At 37.3% G+C, this 26236-nt stretch carries 24 protein-coding genes; 10 read left to right on the forward strand and 14 right to left on the reverse strand.

Annotated features, from left to right (window positions below; translation table 11 throughout):
- The first annotated feature begins 17 nt into the window (after positions 1–17).
- A complete protein-coding gene (locus BN990_RS14295) occupies positions 18–1214 on the forward strand; it encodes an ornithine--oxo-acid transaminase (RefSeq protein ID WP_021292250.1) in 1197 nt (398 codons plus the stop codon).
- A 16-nt stretch (positions 1215–1230) separates the two neighbouring features.
- Here BN990_RS14295 and BN990_RS14300 read toward each other — a convergent pair whose 3' ends face one another.
- Positions 1231–2418, reverse strand: a complete 1188-nt coding sequence (locus BN990_RS14300) for a DUF418 domain-containing protein (protein WP_031335773.1) — start codon at positions 2416–2418, stop codon at positions 1231–1233.
- 118 nt (positions 2419–2536) lie between these two features.
- Between BN990_RS14300 and BN990_RS14305 the strand changes: the two genes are divergently transcribed.
- The 6 genes from BN990_RS14305 to BN990_RS14330 all read left to right on the forward strand — a co-directional run bounded on the left by BN990_RS14305 (position 2537) and on the right by BN990_RS14330 (position 4477).
- Positions 2537–2749, forward strand: a complete 213-nt coding sequence (locus BN990_RS14305) for a spore germination protein (protein ID WP_021292248.1) — start codon at positions 2537–2539, stop codon at positions 2747–2749.
- A gap of 17 nt (positions 2750–2766) precedes the next feature.
- The gene (locus BN990_RS14310; RefSeq protein ID WP_021292247.1) at positions 2767–2967 is read left to right on the forward strand and encodes a spore germination protein GerPB; all 201 of its coding nucleotides are present in this window, start codon (positions 2767–2769) and stop codon (positions 2965–2967) included.
- 76 nt (positions 2968–3043) lie between these two features.
- Positions 3044–3628 carry a spore germination protein GerPC gene (gene gerPC / locus BN990_RS14315; RefSeq protein WP_021292246.1) on the forward strand — a complete coding sequence of 195 codons (585 nt, stop codon included), beginning with the start codon at positions 3044–3046 and terminating at the stop codon, positions 3626–3628.
- A 2-nt stretch (positions 3629–3630) separates the two neighbouring features.
- Positions 3631–3807 (forward strand): hypothetical protein, encoded by a 177-nt coding sequence (locus tag BN990_RS14320; protein WP_021292245.1) that lies wholly within the window; start codon positions 3631–3633, stop codon positions 3805–3807.
- Between the two features lie 12 nt (positions 3808–3819).
- A complete protein-coding gene (locus BN990_RS14325) occupies positions 3820–4188 on the forward strand; it encodes a spore germination protein GerPE (protein ID WP_021292244.1) in 369 nt (122 codons plus the stop codon).
- 70 nt (positions 4189–4258) lie between these two features.
- The gene (locus BN990_RS14330; RefSeq protein WP_021292243.1) at positions 4259–4477 is read left to right on the forward strand and encodes a spore germination protein; all 219 of its coding nucleotides are present in this window, start codon (positions 4259–4261) and stop codon (positions 4475–4477) included.
- Positions 4478–4641: 164 nt separating this feature from the next.
- Here BN990_RS14330 and addA read toward each other — a convergent pair whose 3' ends face one another.
- The 4 genes from addA to BN990_RS14350 form a co-directional block, all read right to left on the reverse strand.
- Positions 4642–8370 carry a helicase-exonuclease AddAB subunit AddA gene (addA, locus tag BN990_RS14335; protein WP_038245633.1) on the reverse strand — a complete coding sequence of 1243 codons (3729 nt, stop codon included), beginning with the start codon at positions 8368–8370 and terminating at the stop codon, positions 4642–4644.
- Positions 8364–11861 carry a helicase-exonuclease AddAB subunit AddB gene (addB, locus tag BN990_RS14340; protein WP_038245634.1) on the reverse strand — a complete coding sequence of 1166 codons (3498 nt, stop codon included), beginning with the start codon at positions 11859–11861 and terminating at the stop codon, positions 8364–8366. Before addB ends, addA begins: the two co-directional genes overlap by 7 nt.
- Before the next feature lie 104 nt (positions 11862–11965).
- Positions 11966–12520 carry a signal peptidase I gene (gene lepB / locus BN990_RS14345; protein WP_021292240.1) on the reverse strand — a complete coding sequence of 185 codons (555 nt, stop codon included), beginning with the start codon at positions 12518–12520 and terminating at the stop codon, positions 11966–11968.
- Positions 12521–12575: 55 nt separating this feature from the next.
- Positions 12576–13232 carry a TVP38/TMEM64 family protein gene (locus tag BN990_RS14350; protein ID WP_038245636.1) on the reverse strand — a complete coding sequence of 219 codons (657 nt, stop codon included), beginning with the start codon at positions 13230–13232 and terminating at the stop codon, positions 12576–12578.
- 196 nt (positions 13233–13428) lie between these two features.
- Here BN990_RS14350 and BN990_RS14355 point away from each other — a divergent pair, with 196 nt between their 5' ends.
- Positions 13429–13818: a hypothetical protein gene (locus BN990_RS14355; protein WP_021292238.1), complete on the forward strand. Its 390-nt coding sequence runs from the start codon at positions 13429–13431 to the stop codon at positions 13816–13818.
- Here the strand turns inward: BN990_RS14355 and BN990_RS22015 are convergent.
- From BN990_RS22015 to BN990_RS14370, 5 genes are all read right to left on the reverse strand, one after another.
- The gene (locus BN990_RS22015) at positions 13754–14284 is read right to left on the reverse strand and encodes a competence protein ComK (RefSeq protein ID WP_021292237.1); all 531 of its coding nucleotides are present in this window, start codon (positions 14282–14284) and stop codon (positions 13754–13756) included. The genes BN990_RS14355 and BN990_RS22015 overlap by 65 nt on opposite strands.
- Before the next feature lie 95 nt (positions 14285–14379).
- Positions 14380–14535, reverse strand: a complete 156-nt coding sequence (locus BN990_RS22630) for a hypothetical protein (RefSeq protein ID WP_021292236.1) — start codon at positions 14533–14535, stop codon at positions 14380–14382.
- 102 nt (positions 14536–14637) lie between these two features.
- Positions 14638–16173, reverse strand: coding sequence for a fatty acid--CoA ligase family protein (locus BN990_RS14360; RefSeq protein WP_021292235.1), 1536 nt, complete (start codon positions 16171–16173; stop codon positions 14638–14640).
- 218 nt (positions 16174–16391) lie between these two features.
- Positions 16392–17387, reverse strand: coding sequence for a lipoate--protein ligase (locus tag BN990_RS14365; protein WP_021292234.1), 996 nt, complete (start codon positions 17385–17387; stop codon positions 16392–16394).
- A gap of 83 nt (positions 17388–17470) precedes the next feature.
- Entirely contained in the window at positions 17471–18202 is a 732-nt protein-coding gene (locus BN990_RS14370) for an MBL fold metallo-hydrolase (RefSeq protein WP_021292233.1), read from the reverse strand.
- Between the two features lie 104 nt (positions 18203–18306).
- Here BN990_RS14370 and yhfH point away from each other — a divergent pair, with 104 nt between their 5' ends.
- Both yhfH and pepF read left to right on the forward strand, forming a co-directional pair.
- Entirely contained in the window at positions 18307–18435 is a 129-nt protein-coding gene (gene yhfH / locus BN990_RS22020; RefSeq protein WP_021292232.1) for a protein YhfH, read from the forward strand.
- A 165-nt stretch (positions 18436–18600) separates the two neighbouring features.
- Positions 18601–20403 (forward strand): oligoendopeptidase F, encoded by a 1803-nt coding sequence (gene pepF / locus BN990_RS14375; protein WP_038245638.1) that lies wholly within the window; start codon positions 18601–18603, stop codon positions 20401–20403.
- 123 nt (positions 20404–20526) lie between these two features.
- On the opposite strand, the gene hemY is transcribed toward pepF, so the two are convergent.
- The 4 genes from hemY to BN990_RS14395 all read right to left on the reverse strand — a co-directional run bounded on the left by hemY (position 20527) and on the right by BN990_RS14395 (position 26213).
- Entirely contained in the window at positions 20527–21936 is a 1410-nt protein-coding gene (gene hemY, locus BN990_RS14380) for a protoporphyrinogen oxidase (RefSeq protein ID WP_038245641.1), read from the reverse strand.
- Positions 21933–22874: a ferrochelatase gene (gene hemH, locus BN990_RS14385; protein ID WP_038245642.1), complete on the reverse strand. Its 942-nt coding sequence runs from the start codon at positions 22872–22874 to the stop codon at positions 21933–21935. The genes hemY and hemH overlap by 4 nt, the downstream gene beginning before the upstream one ends.
- 30 nt (positions 22875–22904) lie before the next feature.
- Positions 22905–23942 (reverse strand): uroporphyrinogen decarboxylase, encoded by a 1038-nt coding sequence (gene hemE, locus BN990_RS14390; RefSeq protein WP_021292228.1) that lies wholly within the window; start codon positions 23940–23942, stop codon positions 22905–22907.
- A gap of 102 nt (positions 23943–24044) precedes the next feature.
- Positions 24045–26213 (reverse strand): transglycosylase domain-containing protein, encoded by a 2169-nt coding sequence (locus BN990_RS14395; protein WP_038245643.1) that lies wholly within the window; start codon positions 26211–26213, stop codon positions 24045–24047.
- Between the last annotated feature and the right edge of the window lie 23 nt (positions 26214–26236).

A 26236-nucleotide genomic window follows, 5' to 3' on the forward strand; every position in this document is an offset into this window, starting at 1 on the left:
AAATTCGGAGGGATCATATGGTACAGACTAGTCAAGAAATTATTGATCAGACACAGGAATACGGTGCAAAAAACTATCATCCCCTTCCCGTTGTCATTTCAAAAGCGGAAGGTGTTTGGGTAGAAGATCCAGAAGGAAACCGATTTATGGACATGCTCAGTGCCTATTCTGCAGTAAATCAAGGACATCGTCATCCTAAAATTATAGAAGCACTAAAGAAACAAGCTGATAAGTTAACATTAACTTCACGTGCCTTCCATAACGATCAACTTGGCCCTTGGTTTGAAAAGATTTGTAAATTAACGAATAAAGACATGGTCCTACCTATGAATACAGGGGCTGAAGCAGTGGAAACTGCAATTAAGGCAGCAAGACGCTGGGCATATGATGTAAAAGGTGTAGATGAAAACAAAGCAGAAATTATCGCTTGTGAAGGTAATTTCCATGGTCGTACGATGACTGCAGTATCTTTATCATCAGAGGCAGAATATAAGCGCGGCTTTGGTCCAATGCTTCCAGGCATTAAGACAATTCCTTATGGAGATATTGAGGCGTTAAAGGGCGCTATTACCGAAAATACGGCAGGCTTTCTTTTTGAACCAATTCAAGGAGAAGCTGGCATCATTATTCCACCAGAGGGATTTTTGAAGGAAGCTTACGAAGTATGTAAAGAAAATAATGTATTATATATTGCTGATGAGATTCAAGCAGGACTTGCTCGAACTGGAAAAATGTTCGCATGTGACTGGGAACATGTTACCCCAGATGTCCAAATACTTGGAAAGGCATTAGGTGGCGGCGTATTTCCAATATCCTGTGTAGTTGCTAATAAAGATATACTTGGTGTATTTAACCCCGGCTCACACGGTTCAACATTTGGCGGAAATCCACTAGCGTGCGCTGTATCAATTGCTGCTTTAGAAGTGTTAGAAGAAGAAAATTTAGCCGACCGTTCACTAGAACTAGGAAACTATATGATGGATGAATTAAACGCAATTTCCAATCCATTAATTAAAGAGGTACGTGGCAAAGGATTATTTATTGGAGTAGAATTGCATGAGGCTGCTCGCCCTTATTGTGAGGCATTAAAGGAAAAAGGACTTCTTTGTAAAGAAACCCATGAAAATGTGATTCGCTTTGCGCCACCACTAATCATTGATAAAGAAGATTTAGATTGGGCAATCGACCAAATTCGTGAAGTACTAAGCGCATAGACGTAAAGCAGCTTGACTATTTCAAGCTGCTTTTATTTCGTCTTCTAAAAGTCTGTTTCTTTTTATACGTAAGACTTCGCCATACCCATTCTAGTGGACCAAATTGATAGTGTGTAAACCACCATTTGCTATAGACTACCTGTAAGCTATAAATAACTATAGCCATTACAATCCCTAAAATAGGTGACACTTTTCCATATAATCCAATTCCTATCCCATAAAACAATAAAAAACAAATAACGGATTGTGAAATATAATTGGATAGTGCCATTCTCCCTACATAAACAAAAGGTCTCATACACCATTCACCTACGGATGTTTGAGCTATTAAGGTAACCGATGTAATATAAAATAATGCCGAAAAGGTTCCACCGATATTATCTTGAATCATGGAGAACCAAGCAGGATTCCCGTAAAAGTATGGTCCCAATTTAAGTATCAAAAATAAAATGGATGAATAAAACCATAGTTTAAATAATATCGAACGATGCTGTGTTGGTTGATGCAGCCAACGTTTTCTAGCTACATACATCCCAAATAAGAATAACGGCAAGATAGTTGAAATAGAAAGAATGAGGCCTATGCCTCCATTTGCATACATCCAATCCTGGTAGTTTTGCGATAGGATGGCTGCCATAGATGAGCTTTGATAATTTTCAAAGGCTTGACTTATTAACATTTGATCATACGTATCTAAAAACTGACGGGAACTATATAACATGACTGTGAAAAGGCCGACAATAATTACAAGTAAACTAATTCCAAACCGCCGTATGGTCTTATCCCTTTGGTTTAAAAATAGTAAAGATATTAATCCTATTATGCCATAAGTTAGTAAGATATCACCATGCCAAATCAAAAAAGCATGAACCAATCCAATTCCTGTTAATATAAGCATCCTTCTAATTAAAATTGGATATACGGATACACGTCGGGATGTTAAACGATCCTTCATTAATTGTAATCCAAAACCAAATAAAAAAGAAAATAAGGTGTAAAAGCTAGCTTGAAAAAATATATCAATTACCGCTTGTGCCAAACGATCGATGCTAGAATTCCAAACGATCCCTTCTCCTCCGTAAATAAAAAATGGAGCACTAAATGCGCCGATATTTACAACAAGAATTCCAAATAAGGCAAATCCACGAGCAGCATCGATCCAACGAAGTCGGTCTTTCTCATTAACTGGTGTCATTGTAGTCATTTCCTTAATTCCTTTCTGTATTTTTTCTACCCTTTATTCTAGAAAAATTGCATTATTCCTGCCAAACGTTTCAACAAAAAACCTTATATACATAAACTAACATAAAGGGGGAATCTATATGCCCGCAAAAGTCGGTGCAGTGAAAGTAATTAACTTATCTTCCTCCAGTATTTTTAATATTGGGGATGTCTATTCGATGTCCCCAGATAGCTCTGCAAAAACTTATGCTGGTGGTGGATCATTTAACACAGGAGACGGAATTCGCGTCCACCTTGGAAATTCTAAAACATATGTGTATGATCCAGACAAAGTCGACCAGCCAGTGAACTAGCTATTGGAGGGAAAAACATGAATTTAACTGTCCATCAATCCATTAGTATATATATGATTAAAGTTGGAGCAATCACCAATTCATCTGTATTACAAATAGGAAGTACTGGAAGCCTTCAATCCCAATCAGATATTTATAACACAGGTGGATATGCAGAGCCTGTAGAAGAAGCTGAAGCAATTGGTGATACAACTCCGCTTGTCCCACTAGCCCCTTAACACGCACATTTTGGGTAGAAGTGCATAAATTAAACATAGGCATTCGTCTACCATCCATGGGAGGGGGTTTATTTTCATGAATTCAACTAATTGGTCTAATTATCTTAACGATATACATGAGTATATGAAGCAACAGGAAACCATTATCCAAACATTGATGTCACGAGTAAATCAACTTGAAGAGAGCCTACAACATACTAATTCGAATAAGATTGAAAAAGTGGAATACCATTTTGATCAATTAAAAATCGAACATTTAGATGGAACACTTCATATTGGTTTGTCGCCGCAGGATTTAGTAAATCTAGAAGAAAATGGATTCCCTAACCAACCAGGTACGCCGCCTAATTATCAACCACCTCTAAAACAAACCTTACAATCAGAATTAAGCAGTTATTTAAATGATTCAGGACCAACTATTATTCGTCAACTCGCTTCAGATCATAATGTAACCTTGGATGATGGTTATCCTTCTATTCTCATTAAGGATATCGAAAAACAACTACCCGGACGGATTGCCTATCATGAAAATGAAGCAACAAAGCACAGAAAAATACAATCAAGAGAAGAACTTCATGCCTATATAACAAATAAGATAAAGAGCGAAATTAATCAATCACTAGCAAGTTACATGCAATCTAGTAATCAAAAAGGAGAATAAGTATGAACATGGAAGTTCATAATTGGGGTTTAAATGTTGAAAATGTATCCATTGATAATGTTTCTGCATCATCTGTTTTCTTAATTGGGGATAACGACGAGATTAGCTTGTCATCCTTCTTTGATACCCCCCCAGAAGCATTTACAATCAGCAATATTGTACCTTTGGGACCTACGTAAGGAGTAAAACGTATGAATAAACGAACAGCAGATGTATGTGATATCTATACGAATTCTGTTTCCTTTAGTGGGATTGTAGCGATTGGAGATACCGTCGATGCAAACTTGGAATCAAGAGGAATCGCTGTACAAAAAGAAGGTGTAAGATTTACCAGAGAAGATGAAAAGTACTTTAACAATTATGCTTTATTTACACAGCAAGCCAATTGGATCCCTTCTTCAAAGAAAGTAAATAAAACTACCTTTCACCATGATGATAGCATTCAAGTAAACCATGTACGTACAATAGGTATAAGCTCCTCTTCCTTAATGCAAATAGGGAGTGTCAGTCATATTAACGCAGACGCAAGAATTAAACATTTTAGGGAATTAAGAGATTAGGATCTACACACCATTAGCTTACTTTAAACATAAGCTAATGTATGAAATACTTTTGTTAGAAGGTGGTAAAATGCCCGCGATTGTCGGACCGATAAAGATTGTTAGTGTAGGGGGAGGGGTCGTTAACTTCGGAGACTCCTTTTATTTATCTCCGAAGGATACAGCAAAAACAAATGCTGGATCAGGTTCATTAAATACTGGTGACTTTATCTGTACAAATAATGGAATTAGCTCAACAAATCCATTCGACCCTGATGGCTATGATCAAAATATTACAGCAAACGCATAAGACAAAAGGCAAGACCACAATCGTAATGGATTGTGGTCTTCGTCCCTTTCCTATAAACAACGCATTCAAAATTACTATTTGTTTCGGTTTACTTCCACCATGAGGTAGTAGTCTAATCATTTGACTTGTTAACATCGTTCTTGCATCGCACTTTTATCCAAGTATCACTCATTTGGAACTTCTACAAGCGCATTTTTAGCGAAAAAGTATAGATATGTCGCCTTGACAGGCTGCTTCCAAATTACTTCAATTGCATATCGGTATAATTTCATCTGTGTATAATACCGGTCAAGCATTTTTTGTTTTGTTTCTTCAGTCCAAGCTTCTTCGATAGCATCCGTCTTATAATCAATGATTATCCAACCCTCATCTTTCGGTATAATCCCATCAATAACCCCTTGAATTAACACATTCTCTTCTTGATTGCTCTGCCATGACGGATAAACTTCACTGGCTGGCAGTGCTAAACTGAATGGAACCTCACGATACAAGTTTGGTACTTCCCTCATATATTCGGCTAACTCTGTATCATAAAATTGTTCAATTGTTTGGAGATCAATACGTTCTACTTCTTCTTTGCTTAGAATCTCTTTCTCTACCATTTTTTCTAATTCTTCTTCGATTTCAATTAGAGTCAATCGGCGATTCATAGGCAAATGTTGCATAGCAGTATGGATAATCGTTCCTTTTTCCGCAGATGTGATTGTTTTTTCTCGCTGCATGAAAGCTGGTCGTTTAACGATCGGCTTTTGAAAAGGTGTTACGAGCTGTTCAGCACTATATTCATCTTTTAATTCCTGTTGCCGTTTTATTTCGGTAACTGTCTGTTTTGCTCTGGATATAGCTGCTTCCTTATAAGGATATATAAAACGCAGACGGTGATTCACTAGCTTACTAAGTTCGTTGTCTTTTAGTCCCTCCATTGGCTGCCATGTAGAGATATGGTTGAATAATTGTTCATCTTCATGTTCTTGTAACTGATCGGTATTTACCAATTCGCTTCCATGAATAAGCGTTACATCCCAATGTGAAGAATCATGTTGTACTGCAGAACTAATTATTTCCTGGAATTCATCTGTTCGAAGCAACTGATTTTCACGATGACGAAGCAATGCAGGGCCAACCCAGTCAAGATATGTTTTGGACTCCATTCGAAAATAAGCGGGAAGAACCCATTCTTGATGGTCACGAATTTTTTCCCATTTGTCAATTTTTTTTGTGAATGAAGCAACATTCCCGACCATAACCAGCTTTTCCTTAGCACGAGTTAAAGCAACATACAGGACACGCATTTCCTCAGCTAACTGCTCGCGTAATTTTTCCCTTTTTAAGGCATGATAGAAAAGCGTCGGATAGGTAATTCGTTTAACTGGATCAATATATTTACTAGCAAATCCGTAATCTTTGTGTAGTAAATACTTCTGATTGAGATCCATGAGATTAAATTGTTTGTCCATTCCCCCTAACAGGACGACTGGAAATTCTAGGCCCTTACTTTTATGAATCGTCATAATTCGTACGACATCCTCCTGCTCACTTAAGGCACGTGCTGCCCCAAGATCATCTCCACTTTCTTCCATTCGTTCAATAAACCGAAGGAAGCGGAATAACCCACGGAATGAAGTTGTTTCATACGTTCTTGCTCGATCATAAAGTGCTCGTAAATTAGCTTGACGCTGCCTCCCGCCTGGCATCCCTCCAACAAAATCATAGTACCCAGTCTCTCTATAAATTTGCCAAATCAGTTCCGACAACGCCCCTTGTCTAGAGGAGATTCGATACGTTTCTCGTTTATCTATAAACCGTTGTATTTTTTCAGCCGTTGTATTTATATGTTGTTTAACGTATTCCTTTAACGCATCATAAAAAGCAAAATTTTTACCAGCAAGTCGAATAGCAGCTAATTCCTCCTCATTTAACCCTACAATTGGGGATCGCAGTACAGAGGCCAGCGGAATATCTTGTCTTGGGTTATCCACGACTTTCAATAGACTTATCATGACTTTTACTTCAATTGCTTCGAAGTAACCTGAAGTTAACTCGGCATAAACAGGAATTCCTTGTTTCTTTAATTCATCACTAATTGCAGGTGCCCATGTCATCGAGCGTAATAAAATGACAACATCGCGATATTGCATATCTCGCTGTATTTGTGTTTCCTTATCGACAACTTGTAATGGCGCATCTCCTTTCTGTCCAATCCACTTTTTAATCTTATCTGCATATGCCCTAGCTTCCAATTCTGCTTTTTCTAAATCTCGAAAGTCCTCTTCCTCTGGCATCTCTTGTTCTTCACTATCTCGATCAATAATCAATAATTCTGGATTTGGTTCAGAATAGGGTAATTCATCATACATCTTATTCCCATAAATCAGCTCCGCATTTTCGTCATAACTAATTTCACCCAGTGTTTCATCTAAGATTTGTCTAAATATATAATTAGTACCAGTTAAAACGGGTGCTCTGCTACGAAAATTACGAGCTAAATCAATTCGTTTCCCAGGATGATTCATCTGTTGAAACCTTTTGTATTTTCCTATAAATAACGTTGGTTCTGCATGACGAAATCGATATATACTTTGTTTTACATCCCCTACCATGAACCGATTCCCCGAACCAACCTGGTCACTGATCAATTGGAGAATTGTCTCTTGAACTAGGTTGGTATCCTGATATTCATCGATCAATAACTCAGAGAACTGCTGCTGGAAGCCTTTAGCAACTTTTGACGGTACAGGCGACTTGAAATCAAAACCATTTGTTTCATCAATTAATAGTTGAAGACAGTAATGTTCCAAATCCGTAAAGTCGACCATGGCTCGCTCACGTTTCTCGTCAATAAAGTGCTGTTTGAATTCCTTAACCAGCTCAACTAATTTTTTAATAACCGGTGTCATTTCCTGCATATCTTCTACATGGCTAGTTAAATCTCGGCTAAACCATTCTTGTTTCATATCATTCCAGCGTTTTTTATAATTGTTTCGTAGCTTTTGAACCTGCTTTTTTTTATCTTCATTGACATCAGACTTTTTACTAGGAAGCTTTCCAAAAGCGAGACTATTCATCATCTCATGTAATTGATTCCAGTCATGAACCGCATCCAATGCCTGCTGTAATAAATGCATATCATTTTCAACGGTTTCCACATATTGATAAGGGCCATCATTTTCCTTTGCAATGTTCCATGCCATTGCCATTTCTTGTTGAATCGCTTCAAACTTATGTTGAACTTCCCGCTTTAAAATGTCTAACCAAAATAAATCCTCTTGTTGATAGTCTTCCGGTATATAATACGCTTCAGCTAATTGGTCAAGCCATTGATCAGGCCATGGATTCTGTACAGCAAATGAATAAAGGGAAAGAATTAAATCCTCTACTTCTGCATCACTTCGGTCACTAGAGAAGCGATCAACGACTTGGAAGAATAATTCCTGCTCTTCTCCTTGCGAACCATACCAATTCTCAAATAATTCATCCATTACTTCCTGCTTAATTAAATCAGCTTCCATATCATTTGCAATTCGAAAAGCTGGATCGATATCTAATAGATAAGCATATTGTTTTACTACATCTAAACAGAATGAATGTAAGGTTGAAATCGAAGCACGCTGCAATAAAGATAATTGCTTTTTCAAATGAAGGGAAGAAGGATCATTTGCCAAAGCTTTTTCTAAAGCTGTACCAACTCGATTTCGCATTTCCTGTGCAGCAGCGTTCGTAAAGGTAACAACAAGTAAGGAATCAATATCTACTGGATGATCTTTATCTAATAACTTTTGAATAATCCGCTCTACCAAGACTGCCGTTTTTCCGGATCCCGCTGCTGCCGCTACGAGCACATCACTTCCACTAGTATAAATTGCTTCCTCTTGCTCCTTTGTCCAATTTACCATCCGTTCCCCTCCTCTTCTCGTAAATACTGTAATATCTCTTCTTCTTTCATATCCGTTAACTTTCGATAATCATTCGTTATCAAATCTGGATCAAATTGGCAAACGGAATGAAACGGACAATATGTGCAAGCTACGTGCTGTTTATATTGATATGGATTTAAATGGACTCCTCCGTTAGTAATATCCATTCCTGCTCCTGCCATCAGCTGATGCATATGGCTTTGTAAACTTGCAAAGGTTTGCTCATCTGCAATTTTTGAATAACTATAGAATCCTCCTTTTTTCTTCACACCAGCAGGTACAATTTGGCTTGATCCAGAATCTAATGCTGTATCCATCCATCTGACAATCTCTTCATCAGATAATAACAATCCCTGCATCTTATACTTTTTAAACAATTCTTCTTGAATCGTGACATCATCCATTTTTTCTTTTCCAGCTATCATTGGGTTGTGCACGTGGAAATATAAGACTCCAGCTGGTGTGGCCTTTACACCTAACCAGTTTTCAGAATGAGTTAACACTACATCTAAATACGTAAGCATCTGTAATGCTAATCCATAATAAACTTCGATTAGATTCAGTCCTTTTGCACTTGATTTATAATCAATAATTCGAAGGAACAAGGAGTCGTCTTTTAAGGCACGATCAACTCGATCTATCCGTCCACGCAGCATTAATTCGAACCCATTGTCTAATGGAATTGTTAATGGCGGTAGTTTTTGGTTTTGTCCAAATCCCAGTTCCAAGCCAACTGGTGAGAAATTACTTTGCCTGGCTTGCTCGCTAAGTACAAAGGCAGCACGTGCAATTACTTCTTCCAATTTTTGTTGAATGTATTTATATCGGTTTGAACTGTGTAATATTTGATGTTGTAAAACCGGCGCTAAGGATTTCACTGCTTTAGATGCATAGTTATTTGCATCCGTCTGGTTTAATTGTGCATAATCTTTTCCGTCTGATTGAATCCATTCCGTAATTGTTTTTAATGCCTCATGGAATAATTGTCCAATATCTGGAGCATCTAATTTATATGTTCTGCGCTCTTCCAGTCCTAAACTATATTTAGCAAAATGCTGATAAGAACAGCGGTAATAGGTTTCCAGACGAGAAACACTTGCTCTCACCTGTTTAGGATAAAGCTCTTCAACCGTTTCTTCTGATAGATTGATAGGTAAATTTTTGTAATATAAGCTTTGTAATACTTGATAAGTTGTATGATACTTCGGATCATGCTCAATATACCAATTCAGAACATACCACCAAATGGATTTAACTGGATAGCCTTTGCGATGCCTTGCTAATTGAGCAGTTAAGGCTGCCCTCGTTTTCGTAGGCGTTGTAATAAACCGATCTGCATCCAATAATTCATCTGGATCTTGCAAAAATAGATGATTACTGCAACTTGGGAATAAGTATTCCATTCGTTTGATTAACTGAGATGGCATTTTTGTTTTGCCTTCTTCATCACTAAGAGCATAGCTAATCCATAATCTATCTCTTGGCACTGTAAAGGCAATATACATGTAGAACCAATCGTCTAGAAGCTGTCGTCTACTACTTTCTGCTAATTGCAGACCGTGACCTGCCAATATTTCTCTTTCATGTTCATTAATGAGTCCGTCTGAAGCAGGTTTCATTGGCCATACTCCTTCGTTAACTCCGAGAAGAAATGCGCAAGCAATTCCACTTATACGTGAACGATCGATAGAACCAACAATCACATGATCAATACTAGGAGGTACATGCGCAAATGTTAATGTTTCAAACCCGGCATCCAATGTTTTTCGGAATGTTGTTAGGGATATTGTTTCATCTCCAGCCATTTCAACCATTTCATCAAACAATTGGATTACAGCTTCCCAAACTTGCTCCTGTTCTCTCCCTTTTTCTAGCTCATTATTTTCATCGAAATCTGCACGCATTTGTTCCAAACGGGCCGGAACTTGTAACTCTTCTAATAATAAGTAAATAACTTCACATTTTTTTTGAATCGTATTCGCTTGTCTAATCCTGTTATCAAATGATCCTAATGCCTGTACAACTTGTTTACGATATTGATTTATTCTTATTTGTGCTGTTTTCTCTGCATCGGTTTGTGCTGATTGTTCAAAACCACGAAATCGCTGAAACACCCACTCTTCATCACTAAGCCAGCGCTCTCGTGAGCGAATACCATATTCTAAGACATAATTCTCTAGCTCATCAATGGCATCTGCAGTTAATGGATATTCGTTATTCTGAATGGGAATAAAACCTGTTTTTAATACACGAAAAACAGCATCATAACGCCAATTGCCTTCCACTATATCTAGCACTGATCGGATAAATTCAATTAATGCATGGTTCAACATGGTACGCTTTTCATCAATAAATACCGGAATTTCGTAATCACTAAAAATGGTTGTAATCAAATCATGGTACGTATCCGTTTGTCGAATAAAAACTGCGATATCCTGATATCTATAGCCTTCATCACGAACAAGCCGAGTAATTTCCTGTGCAGCTCCTTCGACCTCCGCACGAGGGTGGACAGCTTCAGCAATTTGTAAAGGAACCTCTCCGCGATATTCCGGTACAGGGCGAATATCAAAATTCCGTTCTAAATGAGCAAAATGAGGGCGATCTCGAAACCTCCCATTTTCCGGATCTAATTCAATATTCGCTTCAATATTCACTTGATTTACTTCTGCTGTCTGTTTCAGCATAAAATATGTCTCGGTTGTTTGATAAAATAAATCTAATTCAGAAGCCTCGTATTCTTCTGGCTTTTCCACTGTTAAAGCTACCGTGACCGTTTTACATTTTTTCATAAGCGCTTCTACTACCATCATTTCTGTTGGTGTAAAACGGTGAAAACCATCGAAGTAAATTTCGGCTTCACTTAATAAAGAAGACGCTGGGATTTTATCTGCTAATAATTGCAGTTGATCTTCTCCATCTATATATTTCCCTTGCAAGGCAAATAATAGCTTTTCATATATATAGACTAAATCTTCTAGCTTATTTACCAGACCTACTTCCCCAGGTTCTTTGTGTACATAGTGCTCAATTTCTTCAATTTGCATATGCAACGTCTCAGGGGTGATTGTATAACGTTTAAACTCAGTTATCATCGTTTCCAGCTGCTGGAGAAATCCTTGTTTCTCCATCGCTTTTTGAAATACACGCCAATCTCCCTGCTTTTCCTCAATTATCTTACGAAGCATCATTTGGATTCCGATGGTACTAATAAATTGTTTCGTTCCCCCACCTGTTTCCTGCAGTACTCTCCAAGCTAATCGAGAGAAACTTGCAACTTGTGCGCGAATACTTCCGGTAATCTCACTATTATTAAACAGGGTATACTCCTGTTGAAATGTCATCTGATCTGGTACAATATAAAAAATTGGTGGACCTTGTGGATCCTCCAGTAGTTTTGCTTTTATTTCGTCTAAGGAACGACCACTCTTCCCCGTTCCTGCTCGTCCTGTAATAAAACGGAGTCCCATTCTGTTTCCTCCATTCAGTTATTAAACAATTATTAATAAGATATATTTACTGCATAAAGAAGCTCTTATCTTTTATTTTATCAAAGATAAGAGCTTCTACATAACTATTTGCCAAGGCTTAAACTTGCTTGTGAAAGCGGCCAATACTTCACATCTACTTTGCCAACGAGCTGTGTCTGTGAGATAAAACCAAAAGACCTGCTATCTAAACTATCTCCGCGATTATCGCCCATTACGAATAGCTTTCCATTCGGCACGGTTTTTTTACCAGTAACCTCTTTTAAATTGAAATTCTCTGTATATGGTTTTTCTCCAGTTGTCGCTTTTGCATAATCATTTAGAAATTCTTCCTCTACATATTTCCCATTGATATATAATTTATCGTCTCTATATTCTATTTCATCACCTGGTATTCCAATAACTCGCTTAACATAGTCTTCTTGTTTATTCGCATGAAACACAATGACATCAAAACGATCAACATCTGCTAAATCATATACTACTTTATTAACCATTAGCAAATTACCATCATTTAATGTCGGTTCCATCGATTCTCCATCTACCACATAGCTTGCAAATATAGCTGTACGGAATACAATTGCAAGAATGACTCCAAGTAAAATAACTGGAACCACTTTCCGATATTTTATTTTCTTCATGTTCATCTTCCTCCAGAGTAAGTTCTCTTAACATCTTACCCTGGTTTATCCCGTCTTAATCGTTCTCAGAGCCCATTTTATCCTTTAACAGCGCCTTTTTTTGCAACCGTTTTTCAATATATTTACCAATCATCCAAAATAAGACAATACATCCACCAACTACAATCGTCTTAACTGGATTTTTGGCGAACTCCATAATACTTGAACCTACATAAGCAATTGAAAAAATCATTACTGATTTCCCCATGATCACAGCCAATATAAACTGTTGCGTGCTTACCTTTGATAAACCAGCAACAACATTAATCACTGCCGATGGAGAAAATGGAAAGCACATAAGCAAAAATAAGGGTCCAAAACCATGTCTCTCTAACCAGCTAGTTACTCTCTTCACTTGTTTATTTTCCCGAACCGCTCTAAACACTTTCCTTTTACCAAGCTTACGAATAACTAGAAAAACAAGGATAGCTCCAAGTCCAGCTCCTAACCAAGATAATAAAAATCCCTCCATTAGTCCATAAGCAGCCGCATTCGCAAATACAAATACAACCAGTGGGAGAAATGGCAGAAATGCTTCCACAAACGGTAACAATATCCCTGGAAGCGGTCCTAGATTCTCATAGTTATTTAGTAATTGCATGATATATTCATCAAAAGTGTCATTTTCAATCATCGTTTTCCAATCTGATAGTTGAACGTCTAATAAAAACATGCAGTAAATCTCCTCAATATGTAAAAGATCAAGATATTAGATATATGTATATTTTAATGTAATCCAATAGATATGCATAGTAATATCACTATTTTGCCACTTTCTTTTCATTTTTAAGCCTTGTCTATTGAATATTTTATATGATTTAGCATATACTAGATAAAGAACAAATGTTCTGTTTAAGGAGGGAATTATCATGCGCTATCTAAATGAAGAGGAATTTACCATTGCCTCACGTTTTCTATTTCTATCGATGGCCATGGTCGTGATACAACAAGATATCCAGCATATCCAAAACGGAGGATTTAAAATAAAAGAGCCATATATGGAACTGTTAAAGAAAATGGAAACAGAAGCATTAAATGAACGAAGAAGCTTGCGCAAAACAATGCAAACCATGCAATTAAAAGTAGTTACCTTAGAAAAAAATGATTCCTTTTCTTCTTATCTGTTCCTTTGCCGAGGGCGTGAAGAAAAACGAAATTATTTTAATCCTGCTATTCGCAAAAAAGTACAGCTTATTATTCGGGAATTGATGCGAAAAACTCTGCAGTCCGACCCCCAATTTGCTTTTGTAGAAACTTAATCCGATTGTCCAACAAGTAGCGAAATTGAGCTGTTCGCTGAATCTGATTTAAAGCAGATCCATATGATATATCAATCAATATACGTTTTCCATTTTTAAATAGGATTTCTGTACCATAGTTATCTGCTTTTAAAACTTGATCAATATGGGAATGGGCAATCCATGAACAATTTGAGCTTGTGGGAGAAGTGGTAGGGAAGAAATACATACCACTAATTGGATCAATCGTAATTGGAGCTTTATGGGTGATGCCGCAAATGTCTTTTGTCCCTTCTTGCCTGCCTTTTAGACTTGAACCGAAAAACTTGCACGCATGATCAACAATTTTACTAGGAGAATAATTAACAGGATACTCTGCTTCTTCTTCCAATACCATAGTAATTGGTTTATTGCTAGAATTACGTTGAGCTACAAGTGCTACGGTTAGAGGAGTAACTTCTGGAGATTGCATATAAAGATTTATCAAAAATTTTCATCCTTTCTATAAAAATAGAAAAGAAAGTGGCTTATTTACTAATTTAACAAATTTATAGGTAAAATGGAATATAAAATCTATATTTTCTAAAAATTAGATGATGTAGTGTCTTTTTCTTTTTCCGTTATGACGTCCCCTTCGCTGCTATACAATCTTTCTTTATGTTCGAATACATCAAATTGCGGGTTTAACAAAGTAAATGTATCTAGTTCTTTTGTTGAACGGTTAGATTCAAAGCCCATTTTTATCCCTCCTTCTTCTACTCATTCTCCCCCAGGATTAATATGTTATTCATACACAAAAAAGCTTTAAGGTGTAGTTAATACCTCAAAGCTTTAGGGAAGTTAATAGCGAACTTTATCTCTTAAATTTTTACGCAGAATCTTACCTGTTGTGTTTTTTGGTAATTCCTCTAAGAAATCAATGGACGTAGGGACTTTATATTTCACTAAATGGGCTTGGCAATATTCAATTAAGTCTTCTTCTGTCAGTGAGGGCTTATCGATGACTACAAAACTATGTACCGCTTCACCAGTCTGTGGATCTGGGACACCAATAACCGCAACTTCAGTCACATTCGGATGAGCATATAGTACCTCTTCTACTTCACGTGGATAAACATTATACCCGCCGACAAGAACCATATCTTTTTTTCGATCTACTATATAAAAATAGTTTTCATCATCCATACGAGCCATATCACCAGTATAAAGCCAACCATCCTTTAAAGCAGCCGCTGTTTCTTCTGGCATTTTATAGTATCCCAACATGACATTTGGTCCACGCACAATTAGTTCGCCTATTTCTCCAATAGGAACTTCTTGACCTAGCTCATCCACGACTTTATTTTCAACATTTAAAATGCTACATCCAATTGATCCTGGCTTTCGCGGACGATCCAGCGGATTAAAACAAGTGACAGGAGAAGCTTCTGATAATCCATAGCCTTCGGAAACTTTAACATGAAATGCTTCTTCAAACGCTTTTAATAATGAAACGGGCATAGAAGCGCCCCCAGAGATGCACAAGCGAATACTTGAAAAATAATCGACTTTCGCCTTCCCACCTCGCAATAAATAGTTATACATTGTCGGCACACCAGCAAAAATGGTTGCTTCATTCTGTTTGCTTATTTTAAATACTTCTGTTGGAGAAAACTTAGGTAAGATAAGCACTGTTCCCCCGTTCATTAACGGCGCATTAAGCGATACGGTCAAACAGAACACATGAAACATTGGCAACGCAGCAATAACGCGATCATGTTCGTTTATCTGCAAATAATCTGCTGTATCTTTAGCATTGGAGTATAGGTTCTTGTGGGAAAGCATAGCACCCTTAGGTGTTCCTGTCGTCCCTGATGTGTATAGAATAATTGCCATTGAATCCTCTTCTAATACTGGACCGGTAAAGTGGGGAGATCCTAATTTTAAAACCGCTGTGAATGATTTTGAATTTTCTTGGAGAAAGGAAACAGGTTGTTGATTAGAATGAGAATCACAAACGATGTAATGGTTAACCTTTGAAAATTGGTCATTGATCGTCTTAAATTTCTCAAGTAAATTATCCATGGTAATAATGGCTTTGACATCTCCATTTTTAATAATATAGCTCATTTCAGTTGATGTATATAACGGATTGATTGGAATGACAACTAACCCAAGCCGTAACGCGCCGTATAATCCAACAATATAATAAGGACTATTTCCGACAATCAAAGCAACATGGTCACCTTTTTGATAACCTAAAGACATCAAACCAGAAGCAAACTGCGTGATAGCACGATCCAACTCAGCATAGCTTGTTTCTTTTCCTTGATATACATAAGCTATCTTTTCCGGATACTGTTTAGCAGTCTCACTTAATTGATCACTTACATTCACTATTATTCCTCCCTGAAAAAATATGAATGAATGATCATTCATATTTTAAGATTTAAAAGAAGATGTACACGAAACAATCTTCTATCCGTCAAAACCATATGAATTATTTTACTATTTCAAGTATAAAGTACTGGTATCTTCTTTTCAAGTGGAAGCGCTGCCAAAATAATTATATAAACCTAATCAAAAAGCAGCCCCAAATAAAAGGCTGCTTTTACTTAATATATCAAGTTGACAAAATCCTCTTTTGAAATCCTTCCTAGATAGTGTGGAACATCCACACCAGCAAGTGCTTCTTCTATTGCTTGTCGATTATGGCGGACTCCAGTTAGCTTGTCCTCAATAACACTAATTTCTCCAACTCCAAAGAAATCCCCGTAAATTTTGCAATTCTCAATAATTCCTTTTTTGACATCAAGGCGAACATCTACAAAGCCAGCATCAAACTTATAAGATTCTTGAATATTAAAGGATGGAGACTTCCCATAGTTCCATTCCCAATTTTGATAGCGCTCTCTGGAAATTTGATGGACATTTTCCCAATCTTCTTCGGATAGTTCATAACGAGGTACGTCTATTATATCGTCTACATGGAAGACATATTGCAATATAATTTCTTTAAACTGCTCTACTGTAATTTTATTTTCTAGAAACTCCGAAATGTTTGCGACACGGCTACGAATGGATTTGATTCCTTTAGATTCTATTTTTTCTTTTCTTACATTCAATGCAGAAACAACGTTCTCAATTTCAGAATCAAGCATGAGTGTGCCATGACTAAACATTTTACCTTTTGTAGAATACATGGCATTTCCAGAAATTTTCCTGCCTTCCACAGTAAGATCATTCCTCCCTTTTAATTCGGCAGGTACCCCAAGTTTATTTAATGCATCTACCATTGGTTGTGTAAACTTAGCAAAATTTTGAAAGCTATTCCCGTCATCCTTCGTTATAAAGCTAAAATTCAAGTTTCCTTCATCATGGTAAACAGCGCCTCCACCGGAAAGACGACGCACTACCTTTATTCCATTCTCATCCACATATTGCGTATTGATTTCTTCTACAGTATTTTGGTTACGCCCAATAATAATAGATGGTTCATTCACGTAGAATAGTAAATATGTATCCTGTTCGCCAAAATTTTTCAACACATATTCTTCTAAAGCAAGATTAATTGATGGATCAGTAATACCTTTATTATCAATAAACTTCATACGTTTTTACTCCCTTCAATATAAATAGGTCTTTTGTATAGTTTAAGTTTAATGTAAATTAAAGGAGTAATCAAAAGATAAACCTAGCTTTCCCAAATAAAACCGGCATGAGCTAATTGAACCGTTCTAGAAAAGACTTCCTTCGTCTCTTCAATTAATTGGTTACGATCTCCATATTGTGGTAAGTGGCTAAGCAGTAATTGCTTTACATTTGCTTCCTCTGCAATCTTACCACCTTGTTTACTTGTCATATGTCCAGCATTTTCTCCATCTTGATCGGCATAAAAATTACAATCCGTGATTAATAAATCTGCATTTTTTGCAAATGGTATCCACTCCTTTCGGTAACTTGTATCAGCCGTATAGACAATACAATTTGTTCCATCAGTAATACGCATTCCATAACAAGGTACGGGATGTTTTGTCTTTAAAAAAGAAATGGTAAAGGCTCCCACTTCCAAAGATTCTTTTGGATCATATGCCACTCCCTTTGTATATGTATGCGTCAAAGATTGAAATCCAGCTTCATCTTCCTCATGTCCATAAATTGGTAATACTTTATCCTTTCCTGTTATATAATAGGTAACTAATCGGGCATATTGCAAAACACCAATATCAGCAACATGATCAAAATGATAATGAGAAAGAATGACTGCATCAATCTCGGTAACTGTCTTATATTGCTGTAATTTTGCCAAGGCACCACTCCCCATATCAATGACAAGGGAAAAGCCACCTGATTCAAGTAAATAACAGGAAGTCGCTTCATTTGGAGCAGGATAACCTCCCCAATAACCAATAACCGTAAACTTCATAGGTACACACTCCTAATTTTAGTTTTTGTTGTAACACAGTATTGACTGATTGAATACTGTTATATTACAATAAAAATAATTCAAACTAGAGGAGGAGAAATCACATGATGAACGTCATCGAATTTTTTCGTAATTTACCTAAGAAAAAGTGTAGTAAATGCGGAAATGAAATGATAGAGAAAGCCGATTGCTATGGTAATTTATGTGACGATTGTGATCATCCAGCTAGGTAACACCTTCTTTATTCTTCTTTCTACTGTACTATACGCATATCCAATGTTCTACCAACAGCTATCCATTGATAGCTGTTTTTTTCTGAAAAAACATACCATTATTACTATTTTTATATTATAATTACTTAGAGTTACGAAATAGTTAAGAGAAAGGGGTATACATACGTGGTAACAAGACCTAAACGTTCGGAAGTGCCAATGGAACTTACCTGGGATCTACATGACTTATTTCCAACTTATCAAGCATGGGAAACAGAATTAGAAGCTATTCAGCAAGATGTACATAAAGTCACCCGTTTTAAAGGTAATTTAGGAGAGAATGCTGAGACATTAGATCACTGTTTAACTACGTTTGAGGATTTTCAAAAGCGTGTTATTCGAGTAGCAGTATATGCTAATTTACGCTCAAATGCAGATGGAACAAACCCAATCAATCAACGTGATTCTTCACGCGTTGCGAAGGCGATAGCCTTGATTAATACAGAACTTGCATTTATAGAATCTGAATTATTAGATCTTCCTGCACACACCATTGATTTATTTTTACAAGAGCAGCGTTCCCTGCAACCCTATCTAAAGATGCTCAAAGATGTGATGGAAAAGAAACCATATGCACTTGCACCGATCGTAGAGAAAACCATTGCTGCTTTATCAGAAATTCATGATGCTCCTTATATGATTTACCAACGAAGCAAATCCTCTGATCTGACATTTGATTCGATAACGGATGATGCAGGAAATGAACTTCCCATGTCAGCTGCTTTATATGAAGACCGATATGAGCTTGCCGCAGAAGAAAATACACGAAGGAAAGCATATAAATCCTTTGTCAGGACATTAGATCAGTATAAACATACTTACGCAGCTGTATATGCAACAGAGGTTACGAAGCAGGTAACCATGGCCAAACTAAGAAACTACTCATCTGTTACTGAAATGCTGCTTCATCCACAACAAGTAACATTTGAAATGTATGAAAACCAGCTCCAACTATTACAACAAGAGTTAGCTCCTCACATGCGCCGGTTTGCTAGGCTAAAACAAGAGAAGTTAGGTTTACCTGAATTACATTACTATGATCTCAAAGCACCGTTGGATCCTGACTTTAATCCAGTAACAACATACGCAGAAGCCACTTCTACTATTTTAGATGCTCTAACGATTATGGGAGAAGAATATCGTGGCATTACCAAACAAGCTATTGATAATCGCTGGGTAGATTTAGCTGATAATGTTGGGAAAGCAACAGGCGCTTTTTGCTCTAGTCCATATGGGGTACATCCCTATATTCTCATTACATGGACAGATACGATGAGAGGAGCCTTCGTCTTAGCCCATGAATTAGGCCATGCAGGACATTTTTATTTGGCGGGAAAGAATCAATCCCTTTTGAATACACGTCCATCTACTTACTTTGTGGAAGCTCCATCCACCTTGAATGAATTACTCCTAGCCAACCATTTATTAGGTAACACAAACGATAAACGAATGAAACGTTGGATTATTACCCAACTACTTGGAACATATTATCATAATTTTGTTACGCATCTTTTAGAAGCAGAATTTCAAAAAAATGTATATCAATCAGCAGAAACAGGTACTCCACTAACTGCTAATGTATTATCTGAATTAAAAAGAGGAGCGCTTAAAAATTTTTGGCAAGACACTGTCACTTTCGACGATGGTGCAGGACTAACTTGGATGCGACAACCTCATTATTATATGGGATTATATCCATACACCTATTCTGCAGGGTTAACAGTATCTACGGCTGTTGCAAAACAAATTCAAGAAGAAGGGCAGCCTGCAGTCAATCGCTGGCTTGACGTGCTAAAATCAGGTGGAACGATGAAACCATTGGATCTGATTCAAAAGGCAGGTGTTGATATGTCAAAACCAGATGCAATTAAAGATGCTGTTGCTTTCGTCGGTTCACTGATTGATCAGCTCGAAGAAAGCTACAACTAAATTATTAAGCACCTGTTATTTCATCCATGTTTGAAGTTATAAAGTTTTAAAAAGCTTGAGAATCATTTTCTCAAGCTTTTTTAAGGGTCTTTTTAGTTAAGCTTTAGCGTTAGGTTTCATAAATTAATCTTGTAAAAAACGCAATACTTCGCTTACCGTATTCTCCCCTTGTTCAATACAATCAGGGATGCCTGCACCATCATAAGAGCAACCTGTTAAGAAGACACCTGGAAGATATCTTTCGGTCTTTCTTCTTACTTCAGCTAGCCGTTCGACATGACCGACAGTGTACTGTGGTCTTGCATTTTTCCAACGCGTTATGACACAAAACTCAGGATCATCCTTGATTTTCATTATTTTATTCAAGTCATTAAGTACAATATCTGTCAGCTCATCGTCTGATAAGTCTACTATATCTTCGTTTCCAGGTCTGCCAACATAACAACGCAATAAAATTTTTCCTTCAGGAGAAGTCGTTGGCCACTTTTTATGGGTCCACGTACATGCAGTAATTTGATAATTACTATTTCTGGAAACAAGGAAACCAGTACCATCTATATCATTTTTTATCGCCGATTGGTCAAATGCTAAGACCACATTTGCGGTTGATGTTGCTGGGACACCTTTAAACACATGGAAGAAATCATATTGACTAAAAATTTTTGGAACAGTAAGGTGAGGAGTCGACACAATAACGGCATCTGCCTGCAAAACATTTCCATCACTTAATAGAAGATGATAACCATGATTCTTTTTCTCAATATGATCAACTGCCGTTCCCTTATGAAGCATTCCTAGATCTAATTTATCCTCAAGCCGGTGTATTAATGTCTCCAATCCATTTTTAAATGAGAAGAAGGCTCCAGAAGATGGTTGGTTACGCTTCGTTTTCGTCGGCTTCGGCATTGTCTTGGATAACCCTTTCATTACACTGCCATAGGTTTGTTCTAGTTCTAAAAAGGTTGGATATGTTGCTTTCAAGCTCATCTGATCAATATTTCCAGAATGAATCCCAGATAACAGTGCTTCCACTTGGTTCACTAACAATTCATTACCAAAACGACGTCGAAAGAAAGCGCCTAATGATTGATCCGTATCTGCTTTTCCTTTTGACACCATGATATCAGCTAAAGCACGTATTTTACCTTTAGAAGATAAAACTGTTGATGATAAAAGGGAACGAACATTTTTCGGGACTCCCATATACGTTCCTTTTGGCATCTTATGTAATTTATTATCAACTAAAAGATAAGATTGGCCAGTTGCATTACGAATAACTTGATCTTCTAGACCTAATTCTTTCACCAATTTCATAGCTGTAGGTTTGCGGGATAATAACGAATCAGGACCTTGTTCAATCGTAAACCCATCACGCTTTAAGGTTTTTATTTTTCCGCCTAAGCGTTCACTTGCTTCTACCAGCTTTACTGTATAAGGAAGCTTTTTTGCTTTTATTTCTCTTTGTATGTAATAGGCTGCGGATAACCCAGTTATTCCGCCACCTATAATCACTATTTGTTTGCTCGGTTTCATCTAACCTCACGCTTTACCTTTTTCATAATCACTTCAGCTAATGTTTTAATAAATTGTGGATGAACATTTGGCATTTCCGGACGATAATACGACGCACCTAATTCATCACATACCACTTTGCATTCATAATCATTGTCATATAATACTTCCAAATGATCTGCAATAAAACCAACTGGGGCATAGACAAATGCACGATATCCTTTTTGCTCAAACAGTTCTCTTGTTAGATCCTGAACATCAGGTCCTAACCATGGATCTGGCGTATTGCCTTCACTTTGCCAACCAATTTCATAATGCGTAATACCCGTTGCCTCAGAGATTAGCTGTGCCGTTTCTGCCAATTGTTGTGGATAAGGGTCGCCATTTTGCAATATTTTCTCCGGAAGACTGTGAGCAGATACTATTAATACTGCTTTTTCTCTATCTTCATTGGGCATTCCATTATAAACAGCTTTAATCTGATCAGCCCAGTATTGAATAAATCTAGGCTCATTATACCAGCTTTCTACGGATGTGATAGAAGTTACACCATACTTCGCCGCCTCATCATTCGCTCGTTGGTTATAAGATTTTACACTAAACGTAGAATAATGTGGAGCTAACACAATAGACACAGCTTCCTCGATTCCGTCCTCAGCCATTTGTGCAACTGCATCTTCAATAAACGGCTCAATATGTTTCAGTCCGATATATGCTTTAAATTCGATTTCATTCTGTACTTCATTTAATGTTGCTTCTAAGGTTTCAGCTTGCTGTTCTGTGATTTGGGCTAATGGAGAAATTCCACCGATTGATTTATAACGATCTTTTAAATCTTGCAATGCTTCTTCATCTGGTTTCCTTCCATGGCGAATATGTGTATAATAACGCTCAATATCTTCTTCCTTATATGGTGTTCCATATGCCATTACTAATAATCCCATTTTTTGTTTTGCCATTTTCAAAGCACCTCTTCACTTAATAATTTATTAATCTTTCCCTGTGTATTCATGAATAAAGGCTGTTAATCTTTTAAGTGTAGCTGGTGTAATATCTGGTGTAACACCATGCCCCAAATTAAATACATGATTTCCATCTGCACGACCTTCATCCAGAATGGACGTTGTGCGTTTCTCAATTGTCTCCCAATTTGTAAGTAATATCGTTGGGTCTAAGTTTCCTTGAATTACTTTAGTTACACCCATTTGTCTTGCTTCCATAATAGATGTACGCCAATCCAGGCCGATCACATCTACTGGCAGGTCATTCCATTCCAGAAGAAGATGTCTTGCTCCTACACCAAAGATGATTAACGGAACATCATGTCGTCTTAATTCAGAAAAAATGCGGGTCATGACAGGCTTAATAAAGATACGATAGTCCATAACATTTAAATTTCCTACCCACGAATCGAAGATTTGAATAGCTTTCGCACCAGCTTCGACTTGTGCATCCACATACGAAATGATCATATCAGCTAGCTTATCCATTAACGCAAACCAAGCTTCAGACTGTCGATACATAAATGCTTTTGTTTTGTTGTAATTCTTAGAAGGACCACCTTCAATCATATAACTTGCTAATGTAAATGGTGCACCGCTAAAGCCAATTAACGGTACTTTCAATTGTTCTTCTGTCAGCAAGCGAATGGTATCGAGAACATAAGGAACATCCGCTTGTGGATGAATGGTTCCCAATTTCTCAACATCCTGTAGGGAAGTAATTGGATTATGAATTACTGGACCGATACCAGATTTAATCTCCACATCAACTCCGATGGAAGGTAATGGCGACATTATGTCCTTGTACAAAATCGCGGCATCAACATCATAATTTTCAACAGGAAGCCTTGTTACATAAGCACATAATTCCGGTTCATGCGTAATTTCAAATAACGAATACTTTTCTTTTAGCTCACGATATTCTGGCTGCGATCTACCTGCCTGCCTCATAAACCAAGTGGGTGTATAATTAGTAGTTTCTCCTTTATATGCTCGAATTATCGTATCATTTAGTTGCTTTGACATACCATCCATCCTTTTCACGTACTACTTTTGCCACTAATAACTATATCGATTTCAATAGAAACTGTATAGTAATGGTTATTGATTGTCATGAATTTGTCTAAATTACCAAGAAAGCTTGACAGATTCTGAGCGCTTTCCTTCTGTTTTGGTTAATGGATTGTAAGGAACGATATAATAGCTCTTTGAATGAAATAGAGCATTATCGATTACAAACTCTCTCTTTCCTTCGACCTCTCCAATGCGTTCATCAATCCCCTCTTTCTCTCGGTAAATACGATAGATGGCACGCTCGTCATTGGATCCCTGCCAGGTTAATTTACCTTTTCCAAAAGGTAGGCTTCCAAACTGATAACTTACTTGTACGTTTTTTATTTCTGGAAGTTGAATTGGTTTTGGTAAGGCCGATACCGCTTCAGGTTTAGCAAATGTCTCTGTTAGGGCTTGTTCTTTATCTACCTCTGTTAAAATCGATTTTACTAACCTAGTTGGATATTCACTTCCTCCTGTTAGAAAATGCGCTTTATCCGATGTATCGTATCCCATCCACAATGTCATTACATATTGTGGTGTGTATCCAGCGAACCAAGCATCCTTGGTTTGCCCTTCTACTTGCGGGTGTTGTGTTGAACCTGTTTTTCCTGCTAATGCTTTTGAATAGTTTCCTGAACTTGCAGTCCCACTTGCAACGGTTTCCTCAAGCATTTCTGTCATATTCCAAGCCACCTGGGGGGTGAACACTTCTTTCATCTCTGGATTAGCTTTGAAAAGGGTTTGTCCATTTTGTACGATTCGTTCAATTGAATGCGATTCAACCATATTACCATTTGTAGCAAAAGAACTATAACTTTCCATTAATTTAGCAGGGGTAACACCTTTTGATAATCCACCTAAAGCAATTGCTAATCCATCATCTTCTACTGATAAATTCATATTATCTAAGTATGCCTTTCCAGTTGAGATTCCAATCTCATTTAATAACCATACAGCTGGAGCGTTTTTCGAATGAACAATCGCTTCATAAATTGAAACCGCTCCTGTATATTCGTTATCATAATTTTCGGCTGTATAACCATCATAATCAATTTTCTGATCTGGTATAAGTGTGTAAGGCTGATATTTTTCATTTTCCATCATTGCGGGCCCATAAACCGCTAATGGTTTCATGGTTGAACCTGGTTGTCTTGCAACGGTAGCCCGGTTTAAATCACCTAATTGGAAATCCCTACCACCGATCACCGAAACAACTTTGCCCGTTCCATGATCCATCATCATAAAAGCCCCTTCAACCCCTTCTGTATTCCCTGGGAAATAATCAGCATTTTTAAACTGTTCATAGGCTTTCTCTTGCACGTGATTATCCATATTTACAGTGATACGATAACCACCTCGCTTTAACTCTTCTAAGGACATATCGTGCTTACTAGCTGCCTCTTTCATTACATAATCGACATAACTAGCTGTCCATGGGGACGGATTCCACTTATTCACTTCTAATCCAAGCGGCTTCTCTTCCTCTGTAGCCAGTTGTTTTGACGTTAATACCCCGGTTGCTTCCATAGCATGAAGCACTGTGTTTCTACGACTTTTTGCTTTTTCAGGATGATTAATTGGCGAATATCCATTAGGCGCTTTTGCCATTCCAGCCAACATCGCTCCTTCATCTACAGTCAGATCTTTAATATTTTTTGAAAAATAATACTCTGCGGCTGTAGCTATCCCATATACCCCATGTCCAAAATAAATTTCATTTAAATATAATTCTAGAATCTTATCTTTAGATAATGTTTGTTCTAGATAAACAGCTGCCATTACTTCCTTTGTCTTTCGCAACCACGTTTTATCATTTGTTAGAAATAAGTTCTTAGCAAGCTGCTGGGTTATTGTACTCGCCCCTTCAACTTTGGCCATAGCTAGAATATCTTTATAAACAGCACGAAACACAGAACGAAAATCAACACCTGCATGTCCATAAAAGCGTCTATCTTCAATGGCAATAAACGCTTGTCTTACATGTTCTGGAATATCACCAAGTGTTGTCAGTTTGCGATTCTCATTATATAATCGGCCAATTATCTGCCCTTCTTCTGTTTCAATGGTCGTAGTTGCATCTAAAAGAAATTTATCGTCATCAACAACGAATCGTCCTCCAAAAACAATAGCAGCATATCCAATGAACCCAAGAAATATAATAAGTAAACAACTGAATGCAATTATTTTCAATCTGCCGATCAAGTGAGAACGCTTCTGATTCCTTCTTTCTATTCTGCTCATTTGTTCACCTCTACACATTCACC

It is taken from the genome of Virgibacillus salexigens (assembly GCF_000723585.1).
Lineage (GTDB): Bacteria > Bacillota > Bacilli > Bacillales > Amphibacillaceae > Virgibacillus > Virgibacillus salexigens.